The sequence below is a fragment of the Ectopseudomonas khazarica genome (genome assembly GCF_004521985.1).
In the GTDB taxonomy this organism is placed as follows: Bacteria; Pseudomonadota; Gammaproteobacteria; order Pseudomonadales; family Pseudomonadaceae; genus Aquipseudomonas; species Aquipseudomonas khazarica.
Genome location: NZ_SBHZ01000006.1, coordinates 249,146 through 263,296, shown reverse-complemented (window position 1 = coordinate 263,296; position 14,151 = coordinate 249,146). Strand labels below are relative to the sequence as shown.

At 56.3% G+C, this 14,151-nt stretch carries 9 protein-coding genes and 1 tRNA gene; 7 read left to right on the top strand and 3 right to left on the bottom strand.

Annotation, left to right across the window (positions count from 1 at the left end; genetic code table 11):
• The first annotated feature begins 67 nt into the window (after window positions 1–67).
• From rpoD to EPK82_RS10145, 6 genes are all read left to right on the top strand, one after another.
• The gene (rpoD, locus tag EPK82_RS10170) at window positions 68–1,915 is read left to right on the top strand and encodes an RNA polymerase sigma factor RpoD (protein WP_134676487.1); all 1,848 of its coding nucleotides are present in this window, start codon (window positions 68–70) and stop codon (window positions 1,913–1,915) included.
• Window positions 1,916–2,063: 148 nt separating this feature from the next.
• Window positions 2,064–5,798: a bifunctional diguanylate cyclase/phosphodiesterase gene (locus EPK82_RS10165; protein WP_134676486.1), complete on the top strand. Its 3,735-nt coding sequence runs from the start codon at window positions 2,064–2,066 to the stop codon at window positions 5,796–5,798.
• Window positions 5,799–5,814: 16 nt separating this feature from the next.
• Window positions 5,815–5,891: transfer RNA gene (locus EPK82_RS10160), tRNA-Ile, on the top strand.
• Window positions 5,892–6,215: 324 nt separating this feature from the next.
• Complete coding sequence (locus tag EPK82_RS10155; protein WP_134676485.1) at window positions 6,216–6,992, top strand: nuclease-related domain-containing protein; 777 nt, start codon at window positions 6,216–6,218, stop codon at window positions 6,990–6,992.
• 59 nt (window positions 6,993–7,051) lie between these two features.
• Window positions 7,052–7,810 carry a hypothetical protein gene (locus EPK82_RS10150; protein WP_134676484.1) on the top strand — a complete coding sequence of 253 codons (759 nt, stop codon included), beginning with the start codon at window positions 7,052–7,054 and terminating at the stop codon, window positions 7,808–7,810.
• 1 nt (window position 7,811) lies between these two features.
• Window positions 7,812–10,280, top strand: a complete 2,469-nt coding sequence (locus tag EPK82_RS10145; protein ID WP_134676483.1) for a DEAD/DEAH box helicase — start codon at window positions 7,812–7,814, stop codon at window positions 10,278–10,280.
• Window positions 10,281–10,641: 361 nt separating this feature from the next.
• On the opposite strand, the gene EPK82_RS10140 is transcribed toward EPK82_RS10145, so the two are convergent.
• From EPK82_RS10140 to EPK82_RS10130, 3 genes are all read right to left on the bottom strand, one after another.
• Window positions 10,642–10,938: a Txe/YoeB family addiction module toxin gene (locus tag EPK82_RS10140; protein ID WP_134676482.1), complete on the bottom strand. Its 297-nt coding sequence runs from the start codon at window positions 10,936–10,938 to the stop codon at window positions 10,642–10,644.
• Entirely contained in the window at window positions 10,910–11,188 is a 279-nt protein-coding gene (locus tag EPK82_RS10135) for a type II toxin-antitoxin system Phd/YefM family antitoxin (RefSeq protein ID WP_134676481.1), read from the bottom strand. Before EPK82_RS10135 ends, EPK82_RS10140 begins: the two co-directional genes overlap by 29 nt.
• Window positions 11,189–12,150: 962 nt before the next feature.
• Window positions 12,151–12,438, bottom strand: a complete 288-nt coding sequence (locus EPK82_RS10130) for a hypothetical protein (protein ID WP_134676480.1) — start codon at window positions 12,436–12,438, stop codon at window positions 12,151–12,153.
• A 427-nt stretch (window positions 12,439–12,865) separates the two neighbouring features.
• On the opposite strand from EPK82_RS10130, the gene egtB reads away from it, so the two are divergent.
• Complete coding sequence (gene egtB, locus EPK82_RS10125) at window positions 12,866–14,149, top strand: ergothioneine biosynthesis protein EgtB (RefSeq protein WP_134676479.1); 1,284 nt, start codon at window positions 12,866–12,868, stop codon at window positions 14,147–14,149.
• Window positions 14,150–14,151 lie beyond the last annotated feature (2 nt).

Sequence of the window (14,151 nt, the reverse complement as noted above, 5' to 3'; positions counted from 1 at the left end):
AGCCTGAACTGAGGTATAATCCTCGGCTTGTTTTCAGCCCGCCAAGACCTTCAGTGGATAGGGTGTTATGTCCGTAAAAGCGCAACAGCAATCTCGTTTGAAAGAATTGATCAGCCGTGGTCGCGAGCAGGGTTACCTGACGTACGCGGAGGTCAATGACCACCTGCCGGAAGACATTTCCGATCCGGAACAGGTGGAAGACATCATCCGCATGATCAACGACATGGGGATCAACGTATTCGAGAGTGCTCCGGATGCGGACGCCCTGTTGTTGGCCGAAGCCGACACCGACGAAGCCGCTGCCGAAGAAGCCGCTGCCGCCCTCGCTGCCGTTGAGACCGATATCGGCCGTACCACTGACCCGGTGCGCATGTACATGCGTGAAATGGGTACCGTGGAACTGCTGACCCGCGAAGGCGAGATCGAGATCGCCAAGCGCATCGAGGAAGGCATCCGCGAAGTCATGAGCGCCATCGCTCACTTCCCCGGCACCGTCGACGGCATCCTCGCCGAGTACAACCGCGTCACCACCGAAGGCGGCCGCCTGGCCGAAGTCCTCAGTGGCTACATCGACCCGGATGACGGCAGCGTGCCCGACGAAGCCGCCGCCCCCGTTCCCGTCAAGGAAGGCGCCGCCGCTGAAGAAAGCGACGACGAAGACGAGGAAGAAGACGGCGACGACGAGGAAGAAGAAGGCGATGGCGGCCCGGACCCGGAAGAAGCGGCGCGCCGTTTCAATGCCGTGGCCGAGCAGCAGGACAAGGTCCAGAAGGCCCTGAAGAAGCATGGCCGTGGCAGCAAGCAGGTCACCGACGAGCTGGCCGCCCTGGCCGAGCTGTTCATGCCGATCAAGCTGGTGCCCAAGCAGTACGACGCCCTGGTCATCCAGGTGCGCAGCGCCCTCGACCGTCTGCGTGCGCAAGAGCGCGCCATCATGCAGCTGTGCGTACGTGATGCGCGCATGCCGCGTGCCGACTTCCTGCGCCTGTTCCCGGGCAATGAAGTCGACATGGACTGGTCCGCCGACCTGGCCAAGGGCAAGGCCAAGTACGCCGAAGCCCTGGGCAACCTGCAGGCCGACATCCAGCGCTGCCAGCAGAAGCTCGCCGACCTGGAAGCCGAGTGCAGCCTGAGCCTGGCCGAGATCAAGGACATCAACCGTCGCATGTCCATCGGTGAGGCCAAGGCCCGCCGCGCCAAGAAGGAAATGGTCGAGGCGAACCTGCGTCTGGTGATCTCCATCGCCAAGAAGTACACCAACCGCGGCCTGCAGTTCCTCGACCTGATCCAGGAAGGCAACATCGGCCTGATGAAGGCGGTGGACAAGTTCGAATACCGTCGCGGCTACAAGTTCTCGACCTACGCCACCTGGTGGATTCGCCAGGCGATCACCCGCTCGATCGCCGACCAGGCGCGCACCATCCGTATCCCGGTGCACATGATCGAGACCATCAACAAGCTCAACCGCATCTCCCGTCAGATGCTTCAGGAAATGGGTCGCGAGCCCACTCCGGAAGAGCTGGGTGAGCGCATGGAAATGCCCGAGGACAAGATCCGCAAGGTATTGAAGATCGCCAAAGAGCCGATTTCCATGGAAACCCCGATCGGCGACGACGAAGATTCGCACCTGGGCGACTTCATCGAGGACAGCACCATGCAGTCCCCGATCGACGTAGCCACGGTCGAAAGCCTCAAGGAAGCCACGCGCGAAGTACTGGCCGGCCTCACCGCCCGTGAAGCCAAGGTCCTGCGCATGCGCTTCGGCATCGACATGAACACCGACCACACCCTCGAGGAAGTCGGCAAGCAGTTCGATGTCACCCGCGAGCGTATTCGTCAGATCGAAGCCAAGGCACTGCGCAAGCTGCGCCACCCGACGCGAAGCGAGCATCTGCGCTCCTTCCTCGACGAGTGATACCAGAACCCCCGGCCCAGGCCGGGGGTTTTGCTTTCCAGGCACTTGCCCCGCCTTCTTCCAATCACACGCCGACTGCGCAATCAAACTGCCATCTCGACGCCGGCGGTCTACACTGCGACCTTATTGATCCCGAAACGAGGCCGTTATGTTCCGCTTGCCGGCCATTGTGCTGTTGTGCCTGGCGTATTGGATGACCCCGGCCCAAGCCCTGACACTCGACGAGGACGAGCGCGCCTGGCTGGCAGCCAACCCGCAGCTGCGCCTGGGCGTCGACGCGTCCTGGCCACCCTTCGAATTTCGCGACGCCCAGGGCAACTACCTGGGCCTCACCGCCGACTACGTCCGCCTCATCGAAAGCCGCCTTGGCGTGGAACTCGAACCCATCGAGCCGAGCGACTGGAGCGCGGTGCTGCAACAGGCGCGCAGCGGCCAGGTCGACCTGCTGCCCGGTGTCATGTCCACCCCCGAGCGCCAGGAGTACCTCACCTTCACCCGTCCGTACCTGGACTTCCCCATCATCATCCTGGCCCGCGACGGCGGCCCGCAACCGCAGAAGCTCGACGACCTGTATGGCCTGAAAGTCGCCGTGGTCGCCAACTACGCCCCCCACGAGCTGCTGCGCCAGCGCCACCCCGACCTCAACCTGCTGCCGCTAGCCAGCGTAGCCGCGGCCCTGCAGGCGCTGGCCACCAATCAGGCCGACGCCATGGTCGGCGACCTCGCATCCAGCGTCTGGAGCCTGCGCCAGCTCAAGCTGGACGGCCTGTACATCAGCGGCGAAACGCCCTACCGCTACCAGCTGGCCATGGCCGCACCGCGTGGCCAGAGCATGCTGGTCAGCATCCTCGACAAGCTGTTCGCCGAACTCAGCGCCGACGAGATCGAGGCGCTGCAGGAGCCCTGGGTCGGCAGCGTGCTCGACCGCCGCGCATTCTGGCATCAGGCCCTGCTCTATGGCCTGCCCGCCCTGCTCGCGCTGCTGGCCGTCATCGCCATCATCCTGCGCATCAACCATCGCCTGAAGCAGGAGATGCACAACCGCGAGGCGCTGGAGCAGGAACTGCACAGCAGCGAGCAGCACTTCCGCGACATGGTCGAAAGCCTCTCGGCCATCACCTGGGAGACCGAGGCGAGCGGGCTGAACTACACCTACGTCTCGCCCCACGCGGAGACGCTGCTCGGCTACCCGCTGCACGAATGGCTGGAACCCGGTTTCTGGCAACGCCACCTGCACCCCGACGATCATCAGCGCGCCTTGCGCAGCTGCCTCGAACAATGCGCCGCCGGCCAGGATCACGCCCTGGAGTACCGCCTGATCGCCGCATACGGACGAACCGTCTGGGTGCGTGACATCGTCACCCTGCTGCAGCGCGACGACCGCCAGGTGGTGCGCGGGCTGATGGTCGACATCAGCGAAGCCAAGCAGACCGAGCACGCGCTGCGCCTCTCCGAACAGAAGTTCGCCTCGGTCTTCCAGCAGTGCCCGGACGCCCTGATCATCGCCCGCCGCGTCGATGGTGTGCTGCTTGAGGTCAACACCGCATTCACCGAACAGACCGGTATCGGCATCGAGCAGGCCATCGGCAAGACCGCCACCGAGCTCGACCTGTGGGGCACGCCGGGGATCGGCCCGAGCCTGCTGCTGCGCCTGCAGGAAAACAGCGTACGCAACCTGGAGATGCCCTTTCGCCGGGCCGACGGCAGCCTCTTCACCGGGCTAATCTCGGCCAGCTCCTTCGTGCTCGACAATACGCCGGCGCTGGTGGTCGTGGTGCGCGACATCAGCCAGCTGAAGAGCACCCAGCAACAGTTGCAGATATCCGAAGAGAAGTTCGCCAAGGCCTTCCATGCCTCGCCCGACGGCCTGCTGATCACCCGCCTGCGGGACGGCCTGCTGGTGGAAGCCAACGAGGGCTTCAGCCGCATCACCGGCTACAGCTTCGACGAGATCGGCAAGCACAGCACCCTCAGCCTGGGCATCTGGGCCAACCCGCAGGACCGCGAACGCCTGGTCCGGCAGATTCGCGAACAGGGCAGCGTGCGCGAGATGATCGCCCCGGTGCGCAACAAGAACGGCCAGCTGCGCCTCTGCGAACTCTCCGCACAACCACTGCCCATCGGCGGTGACGAGTGTCTGCTGACCATCGCCCGCGACATCACCGAACGCCAGCAGATGCAGGAAGAACTGCAGCAGGCCGCCACCGTCTTCGAGAGCACCGCCGAAGGCGTCATGATCACCGACCTCGAACAGCGCATCACCGCCGTCAACCGCGCCTTCACCCAGATCACCGGCTACAGCGAGGCCGAAGCCCTTGGCCAGCGCCCCAGCCTGCTGTCCTCCGGGCAGCACGACAACGCCTTCTACGCCGCCATGTGGCACAGCCTTGCCGCCAACGGCCACTGGCAGGGTGAGATCTGGAACCAGCGCAAGAATGGCGAGCTCTACCCCGAGTGGCTGACCATCAGCGCCGTGCGCAACGCCGACAACCAGATCACCCACTTCGTTGGCGTATTCGCCGACATTTCCAGCCTCAAGCATGCCCAGGCGCGACTCGACCACCAGGCCCATCACGACCCGCTGACCGGCCTGCCCAACCGCCTGCTGTTCGAGAATCGCCTGCGCAGCGCGCTGGACGGCTCGCGCGCCAACGACCAGCTGGGCGCCGTGCTGTTCCTCGACCTCGACCGCTTCAAGCAGATCAACGACAGCCTCGGCCACCCGGTCGGCGACCAGCTGCTCAAGGCCATCGCCGCACGCCTCAAGCAGCAGCTGCGCGATGTCGACACCGTGGCTCGTCTCGGCGGCGACGAGTTCATCATCCTGCTGCCCGGCCTGCACCAGGAGCAGGACGCCGAGCAGGTCGCGCAGAAACTGCTGGAGTGCTTCCGCGCGCCCTTCGCCCTGGATCACCATGAGTTCTTCATCAGCGCCAGCATCGGCATCAGCCTCTATCCGAAGGACGGCATCGATGTCGCCACGCTGATCAAGAACGCCGACGCGGCCATGTACCAGTCCAAGGCCAAGGGCCGCAACCGCTGCGAGTTCTACACCCGCTCGCTGACCTTCCAGGTCAACGAACGCATGGCCATGGAGCAGGAGCTGCGCCGCGCCCTGGAGCGCGACGAACTGTGCCTGTTCTACCAGCCCAAGTACTGCCTGCGCAGCCAGGCCCTGGTGGGCGCCGAAGCGCTGGTGCGCTGGCCGCACCCGGTGTTCGGCGACATCCCGCCGGATCGCTTCATCCCGGTGGCCGAAGAGAGCGGGCTGATCCTGCCGCTGGGCGACTGGGTGCTGGCGGAGGCCTGCCGCCAGTTGCAGGAATGGCAGGACAACGGCCACGCCTTCGGCCCCCTCTCGGTCAACCTGGCCGGCGCGCAGCTGCACCAGCCGAGCCTGCTGCCGCGCATCAGCGAGCTGCTGCAGCGCCACGACCTGCAGCCGGAGCTGCTGCAGCTGGAGATCACCGAGAACTTCATCATGAGCCAGTCCGGCGAAGCGCTGGACATCCTCCACCGCCTCAAGGACCTCGGCGTGCAGCTGGCCATCGACGACTTCGGCACCGGCTACTCCTCGCTCAGCTACCTCAAGCGCCTGCCGCTGGACGTGCTGAAGATCGACCAGTCATTCATTCGCGGCCTGCCGGACGACCCGCACGACCTGGCCATTACCCGCGCCATCATCGCCCTGGGCAACAGCATGCAACTGACGGTGATCGCCGAAGGCGTGGAAACCAAGGCGCAGGAACTCTGCCTGGCCGCCGAAGGTTGCCTGCAGATTCAGGGCTACGTGGTCAGCCGCCCGCTCTCCTCCGAAGCCTTCACCCGGAAATTTCTCTCGCCCGGTCAAGCGGTTGGCGCCGACGAGAGCGCGCCGGTATAATCCGCCGGCCTTCTGGGGGCCTATAGCTCAGTTGGTTAGAGCAGAGGACTCATAATCCTTTGGTCCACGGTTCGAGTCCGTGTGGGCCCACCACCTTCAAAGCCGCGCACTGCGCGGCTTTCGCGTTTATGCCCCAAGCCTGCTAAGGCCTCATATCACGGCATCCACGAATGCCGTACTCGATTCGGCTCATGGAATGAGCCGAATAGCGCCTCTAATCGGCTCACGCCGAGATATCGCCAAGCTGATCCCACTGTAGACGCTTGTTGGACAGTCGCCCCAGCGTCGCCCTTAAGACAATAGTCGCGATCCCCTTGAGCCCTTGAAAGCGATTAGCCATTATCCGGGTGTGCCAGGCATCTGGATTTCGGCACACCTGCTCGCCTCTCCATCAAGCAGCTCGGCTCAAGGAAGAAAATGGATTACAGCCCGATAGTCGCCCAGGTCTGGGGCATGCTGGCCTGGTTCATCCCGGCAGCCCTGCTGATCGGCCTGCTCAAATCGCCCTGGGCCAAGGGGCAGATCGGTGAACTGCTGGTGCGCCTGTTCGCCCATTGGCAGTTGGACAAGCATACCTACCGCCGCCTGCACAACGTCACACTGAATACGCCAGACGGCACCACGCAGATCGACCACGTATTCCTCTCGCCTTACGGCATCTTCGTGCTGGAAACGAAGAACATGAGCGGCTGGATCTTCGGCAGCGAGAAACAGGCGCAGTGGACGCAGAAGCTCTACAAACGCACCTTCAAATTCCAGAACCCGCTGCGGCAGAACTACAAGCACCTCAAAGCCCTGGAAGCCACACTTGGCGTCAGTCCCGAGCACCTGCACTCGGTTGTCACTTTTGTCGGCGGCAGCTCCTTCAAGACCGAAGTGCCGGCAAACGTCACCCAGGGCATAGGCTTTATCCGCTATATCCATTCATTCCAGCAGCCGGTATTCAGCGAGGCCGAGGTCGACGCCATGCTGCACGCTCTGCAAACCGGCCGCCGCGCGCCTACCCTCGCCCCCCACCGCGAGCATGTGCAAAACCTTAAGCGCCGTAGCGATCCGACAGCCGAGAGACAGTGTCCGCAATGCGGTAATGCGCTGCTTATTCGTACCGTGAAATCAGGCCCCAAGGCTGGGCAGCAGTTTTGGGGGTGTTCGGCTTTTCCCAAGTGCCGAACCATGCAGGCCCTTAAGTTATAAGAAAACACTCGAGGTCGCTACCAACCCCGCCTGCTGAATATATATGCTCGGACAACTTAATGATTCCAATTGAAACCAAAATCATATCCCCCCTACACGAACTACATGTCATCAACATAGAATCTATAGATAGAGATACAACCAAGCACCTTGACAGCCTATTAGTATCTATATGTGAAGGTGACTCTGGCAGCGAGCTGAAACTTGTCAAAAGACGACTAAGACAATTCTTAGAGGACAAGGACCCCAAAACCAAAATGGGTGCAGCCGCTGAACTTTTCGCCCATTTGTACTTAAAAATTAGTGGATACAAGCAAGAGTTTCTATTCTTTAACCTAGAGGAAGGGTCAATCAAAAAGGGATTTGATGGATTTTTTTCAAAAGACCTTGAGACCTATATACTTGAAAGCAAATCAGGATCTATTTCCAGCAAAGATATTAGCCATAAAGAAAAGCTCAAACTCGCATACTCCGACTTGGAAAAGTACGTTTCCGGAAAAAGTGAAAAAGGAAAAAATAACCCTTGGAAGAACGCTTACAACCACGCCTCTCACATAGACGTGGGAACAGAGAAGTCAATTCGTAAGAGAATTAAAAATCTTCAAGATATGTTTGATCAGGGCACATTCAGCAAGATAGGTGAATTCAACATCATCACATGCTCAACTATATTCCTCGATGGCGCGTGGAGTACAAACAAAAGCAGCGAAATCTTGAGCGATCACAAATTCATATCTAACTTTGATGGCAAAACAATTAAAGCCATATGCCTGACAAAAACCAGCCTAAGTAACTTCATCGATTACCTGGAAAAATGACATGGCAATTAATCTGACTGGATTAAGAGAGTGTGAGCTATTCGCGGAAACGATGAGAAAGAACTCCCTAAACATAAAACTCAACAACCCTGAATTGGAGTTCATTTTAAGTTGCGCAATAGTATTCCTGAACGAATATAGTGGCGACAAGAGAAAATCACCTTTCTTTGAGATCGCTTATTACATAGTCCTGAAAAGCGCTGTCAATAACGAATATTATGAACCTCTACTAGATACCAGTTCAAATTTTGGGCTATACCCAATAGCTCAATACATAGTAAAAAACAACCTAACCAAAGGCTTCGCCAGCACAAGTTTCTCTTTAGAATATCAACTTGAAAAATTTAAATCCAATGGCATTACCGAGACTTACGAACAAAAAAAATACAAATCGCAGATAATTGAAAGCGATAGCAAAGAGAACTGCTACATAGCACCGACCTCCTTTGGAAAAAGCACATTAATCGTAGACATAATAAATGCTCGCACACCAAAGAGAACAGCGATCATCGTCCCTACAAAATCGCTACTTATTCAAACCTACAGACTGATCAAGAGCAACTTCCCGCAGCGCCATATAATATTTCACGACGAAATGCATGATGGGGCAGATGAGTTCATATCTATTTTCACACAAGAGCGCGCCCTTAGATTATTAAAAGACAGATCCATTTCTTTTGACCTGCTGATAATTGACGAGGCTCACAACTTATTCGAAATGGATGGAAGAAGCATTCTATTAACAAGATTAATTCGTAGGAACAGGCTGCGAAACCCCGAATCAAAAAATTATTACTTATCGCCGTTAATCTCAGAAACTGACAATCTAAAAACAGACGAGGCCCAGGTTTTTTTTGAGCGACGCATAGCAAGCAACATTAAAGAGCCTGACATCTATGAGTACAGAACAAATGGGGACACCCTCTCATATAATAGATTTTTAAATGAATTCTATCTCTCAGGAAAGGAATCAAGCTTCACCCAATACATAATAAAAAACAAGAAAGAAAAGAACTTCCTATACCTCAGAGCCCCTAAACGAGTTGAAGAGCTGTCAAATCTAGTAAGTAAAGAGCTGCCAGCTATAGAGTCAAGCGCACTTGATGAGCTATCGCAGATTATTTCGAACAATGTTCACAGTGATTTTTATTGTGTAGAGCACATAAAGAAAGGTCTAGTTTATTTGCATGGAAAGCTCCCCGACCTGATAAAAGAATATTTGGAATATAAATTCTCACAAGTACACGAATTGCGGTTCATGGTTGCGAACTCTGTGATACTGGAGGGGGTAAACCTGCCAATTGACAGTTTGTTTATTTTGAACACACACAAACTGGACGGGAGATCTTTAACCAATTTGATTGGCAGGGTAAACAGGCTGAATCAGGTGTTTGATGATACGAGAAAATCTCTCGACAAGCTTCTCCCGCCTGTGCACTTCGTTAACTCTGACGAGTTCAATCGAAAAGGCGGAAAGATGGAGAATCAAATCAAGCTACTGAAAAACAACACATTCAAAGATGAAATAAATAACCCTTTGCTTTTAAATTTTGATCCAACTAGCTTTAATAAGAAATTAGAAAAGCTCAGAGAAAGTGAGGATCAGGAAGGAATCGAATCTCTGGAAAGAAAAATAAGTCAACTCACAGAGATTCAAGACAGAGAGAACTTCTTGATAAATAGTGATTACGACGAATCAACTAAAGTTAAACAGGCACTTATGGAGTCAGGAATATCCTCTGCTTATAGTAATACTGAAAACGTTTTTGATGTACTCGAAAAGCGTATCGACACAGTATCCACAAGCGCTGAATGGATGGAGGCTGACGTAATTGATAAAATTTACCTATATTTTATTAAAGCGCTAGAGCATGAGATTTCAGACGCGGCATTTCTTCGCCTCCAGCATCCCAAAGCTAGAGATTTTTACAGGCTATTTACAAGAAACCTCCATCGCCTGAATCTCAAAGAACACATATCTGAAACCGTAGGGTATTTTCACAGCATAAAATATACTGATAGCGGAAGAGAGTTCTACATTGGAGTGTCTTATGGTGAAATAGCCAAAAGCTCTGTTACTGGTGCTTACGGAAGCAATGCATACATAGATCTTTCAAAAAAGACAGACAAAGAACTAGTAAACCTTGCCTTGGTAAAAATAAAAATCGAAAGCGACTTTGTTTCCTACAGGCTTAATGAGTACGTAAACGTCCTTCATGACCTAAATCTTATTACAGACAACGAATATAACTTACACATATACGGAACAACCAAAAAATCAAACACAGAGCTTGTAAAAATCGGAATCAGTGGCGCATTAATAAACAAACTGGAGCGAGACAAACAGATAGACAACATATCGATAGATGAACTTGGCACAGTAAACTACAACAGCGATTTCTCCAAATATATAAAATCACAAGACGACCTGGCTCAGTTCGAGATAAGCAAATATATAAATATCAAATAATTTTATTTATTTGATATACCACCACCTCTAACCCACTTACGACTTCACTGATTTACAGCTTTTAAAAAACTCATCATCTACTTGTGACGCGTCTGTAGGTTATACCTTGGCTCCGGAGCGCTATGTGTGCGGCGATGCTAGCTTGTACCGACAACGTACGGAGCTGTGAGCGAATGGCTCGCTGATGCTGAGTAAGTGCCCCCGCCGTTACTTAGCCATAGCTTGGTATCTGGGCACTCCACGCAAGGTCAACCACTATCGGGGCATGTATCAGCCCACTGCGGCGCGGCTTGATCCCTCCCCAGGAGAGATTCACGGCGCCAGGATTCAACACGCCGTAGAAAGAGGCCGAGCTCCCCGCTCAGTCGTAGTGGTAGCGGCACTGCAGTACATAAAGCTGCCCATCCTCGTAGAGGTAGACCAGGCGATGCTCATGAGTGATACGACGCGACCAAAACCCGCTGAGATCGCCTTTCAGAGCTTCGGGTTTTCCGGTGCCTTCGTAGGGGGTACGTAGACATTCCTTTATCAGGGCGTCTACTTTTTTGGAGATACGGCTATCGCTCGTTTTCCAGTGCTGGTAGTCATCCCAGCCGTTATCGGAAAACGCGATCTGAAAAGCGCGGGCGTTAGTCTTGTTCTGCTTCTTCGTGCTCATTAATTGTCAGCTCCCTAGTAACGGCCTTACCGGCGCGGAGCTGAGCAATGGAGTCGCGAAGGCGGCTGGCGTTCTTTGTCGAGCCCAGTAGGTACATGGTCTCACGCATCCCGTTGTAATCATCCAGAGAGATCATCACCACAGGTTCGCCACGCTGACGCGTTATTACGGCCGGCTCGTGATCCCGGCACACATCATCCATTGTCTGCTTCAGACCGGCTCGCGCCTGGCTAAAAGTCAGTACGTGCATTTCATCAATCCTTGCGGGACGTCGCGTCTCGCCCTGATTATTCAAGATTCACAAGCACAGCTTGTGATCGTTTTACAACCGCGCACTGCGCGGTATCGGAGGCACAGCCTCTCGACGCCGAAGATTGTACCTAACGTAGTACCACCTTTGCAAGACTGTGGTGGGGTTCCGCTCACCCAGCCCGCAGGGCAAGACAGCAGCAGTCATCATAATTTCTGGACCTAAAGCATGGCTCGGCGGTGCGTACGAAAGGTCCTGAGCCAGCATCCGAGCGTGGAGCCTATGAGCTCTGTGTACAGCCTTACAGGGATGATCCCGGCTGGAGGCCTTGAGCTAGATCTATCGATCACATGAGTCATGGGTGACTTGGACTTGCCTGCACGCTCCTAGGATGCTGCTGTCTTTGAAACCGATGAAATCATCTTCACACTACATGATCAGGGCGACCATGGCCGGCGGCTCAAGACAAAAGCGATGCCAGTTGATAGATCTCACGCTATTATCAGCCAACAGCATGAGGAGACTGGGCCGCGACCGTTTCGCGGTACAAAAAACAGTACGCTGGCGGTACAGTGACCAGCTTTTGCAGGTTTCGCAAAATTTCGCTCAATCCCAGTAAAGACGCTACCTTCAGCTTATTTTACTTGCACGAAACTACTCACGGTTTTACTGGCCTTGAAGCGTTTCGAGGCAACTCATAATCCTTTGGTCCACGGCTCGAATCCGTGTGATCCCACCGTATTCAAAGCCGTGCATTGCGTGGCGTTTTCGTTTACAGCCAGCCGTAAAGTGTCGGTACGTTTTGATACAACGCCATACTCGCCTGTTGGTCGCACCTTGAAATTCTAAAGCTCCACACAGAAACGGTGCATGCCAAATGCACGGAACAATTCGGCTCACAAAATGCGTAGAGGGAAGATGATTTTTTTCTACATCTCACTCATAACCCGCCTCGCCGCTGGTTACCGCTGCTTACACATCTCCAATTCGTCTTGGTTGTTCAGCGCGGTCTCAATTCCAAGACGATATTTGCAGTAATCAATTACCTGCTTACGCTGCTCGGATGTCAGCTTCTCCAAGGGAGTATCGTCAGCGTCGTTAGCGAACAGGTGTCTGAGCTTGATCTGCAGAGTGGGGGACTTCTTGATGAAGAACACCTTGTTCACTTCCGCATCACCCAGTGACTCGTAATAGCCGATATAGAGCACGGCAAGTAGGCCAAGAATGACTAATGTGATCAATTTTTTCATGAATCAGGGAGAACCAGCAGGCCGGTGTCAGAGCGAATCTTGCCATCGCCCGACCGCTCCGAATACTCACAACAGCGAGCAACGTGCTTAATCACGAAAACGCTCTTTAGAGCCCTGGTCAGGTTCAGGACAGAGGTTGAGCCATGCCAGAGCTGATCTGAGCGATCGACTGGCAGATCGATGGAGCGTGACCTATACAGGAAAAGTCCGGCGTGGCCGGGCACCTACGGCCAAGGCTCTTGTACATGACCAGTGCACTGGCGGTGCTGACGTGATTGGCGCTGCCTCCAGACTCTCGCAAGGCCAATACCCACAGGCCTCGGCGACCTGTCATCCGAACGTCATGCTTTTGCCGGAACCTTTGCCCTGTTCGCCCGGTCGGCTCTAAGAACCGTCGCCTCCGCGACGCCAGCAAAGGACGCGCGACATGCCAAACCGCGCCAGCAGGATCGACGCTGCACACCTTCACCTCGAACGACTATGGCAGCGTTATCAGCGGGTGCGCGCCGCCAGCGAGCGACTCTGCGAGCCGCTGGAGCGCGAGGACTATGTGATCCAGAGCATGCCGGACGTCAGCCCGCCGAAGTGGCATCTGGCGCATGTCACCTGGTTCTTCGAGGCTTTCGTGCTGCGGCCCTTCCTGCCTAGCTATCGTCCGCTGGATGAGCGCTACGACCACCTGTTCAATTCCTACTACCAGACCCACGGCACGCCCTTCGAGCGGGCGCGGCGCGGGCTGTTGTCGCGGCCGACGGTGAGCGAGGTGTATGCCTATCGCAGCCATGTCGACCTGGCCATGGCGCAGTTGCTGACCCGGCAGAGCGGCGAGCTGGCCGACGAGATTCTGCAGCGTATCGAGCTGGGGCTGGAGCACGAGCAGCAGCATCAGGAGCTGCTGTTGATGGACATCAAGCACATCCTGGCGCAGAACCCGCTGCGCCCGGTTTATCGTGACGACCTCAAGCCCGGCGCTGCCACAGCCGGCGAACTGCAGTGGCTGCACTTTCCCGCCGGGCTGCGGCATGTCGGGCATGCCGGCGAGGGTTTCGCCTTCGATTGCGAGCGGCCGCGCCATCGGGTGTTCGTCGACGACTTCCAGCTGGCCAGCCGGCCGGTGAGCAATGGCGAGTACCTCGAGTTCATCCGCGCCGGCGGGTATCGCAGCACCGCGCTGTGGCTGGCGGATGGCTGGGACCATATCCAGCGCGCCGGCTGGCAGGCGCCGCTGTACTGGCTGCGCGAGGGTGACGGCTGGCTGGAGCTGACCCTGGGCGGCCCGCGCGAGCTGGATCTCGCCGCACCGGTGTGTCACCTGAGTTACTTCGAGGCCGAGGCCTTCGCCACCTGGGCGCAGGCGCGCCTGCCACGTGAAGAGGAATGGGAAGTCGCCGCGCAGGACGAGCAGCTGCGGGGCAACTTCGTCGAGAACGATCACCTGCAGCCGGTGGCCGCTGGCGCGGGCGAAGGCCTGCAGCAGCTCTACGGCGATGTCTGGGAATGGACCGCCAGCGCCTACCGGCCCTACCCCGGCTTTCGTCCGCTGGGCGGCAGCCTGGGTGAGTACAACGGCAAGTTCATGTCCGGGCAGATGGTGTTGCGCGGCGGCAGTTGCGCCACCCCCGAAGACCACGTTCGCCCCACCTATCGCAACTTCTTCTACCCCACGATGCGCTGGCAGTTCTCCGGCCTGCGCCTGGCCAAGGAGCTTTGAGC

Bases quoted from the DNA above. Each gene is read 5' to 3' on its own strand.
- rpoD (WP_134676487.1), top strand. From the start codon at position 68: ATGTCCGTAAAAGCGCAACAGCAATCTCGTTTGAAAGAATTGATCAGC.
- EPK82_RS10165 (WP_134676486.1), top strand. From the start codon at position 2,064: ATGTTCCGCTTGCCGGCCATTGTGCTGTTGTGCCTGGCGTATTGGATG.
- EPK82_RS10155 (WP_134676485.1), top strand. From the start codon at position 6,216: ATGGATTACAGCCCGATAGTCGCCCAGGTCTGGGGCATGCTGGCCTGG.
- EPK82_RS10150 (WP_134676484.1), top strand. From the start codon at position 7,052: ATGATTCCAATTGAAACCAAAATCATATCCCCCCTACACGAACTACAT.
- EPK82_RS10145 (WP_134676483.1), top strand. From the start codon at position 7,812: ATGGCAATTAATCTGACTGGATTAAGAGAGTGTGAGCTATTCGCGGAA.
- EPK82_RS10140 (WP_134676482.1), bottom strand. From the start codon at position 10,938: ATGAGCACGAAGAAGCAGAACAAGACTAACGCCCGCGCTTTTCAGATC.
- EPK82_RS10135 (WP_134676481.1), bottom strand. From the start codon at position 11,188: ATGCACGTACTGACTTTTAGCCAGGCGCGAGCCGGTCTGAAGCAGACA.
- EPK82_RS10130 (WP_134676480.1), bottom strand. From the start codon at position 12,438: ATGAAAAAATTGATCACATTAGTCATTCTTGGCCTACTTGCCGTGCTC.
- egtB (WP_134676479.1), top strand. From the start codon at position 12,866: ATGCCAAACCGCGCCAGCAGGATCGACGCTGCACACCTTCACCTCGAA.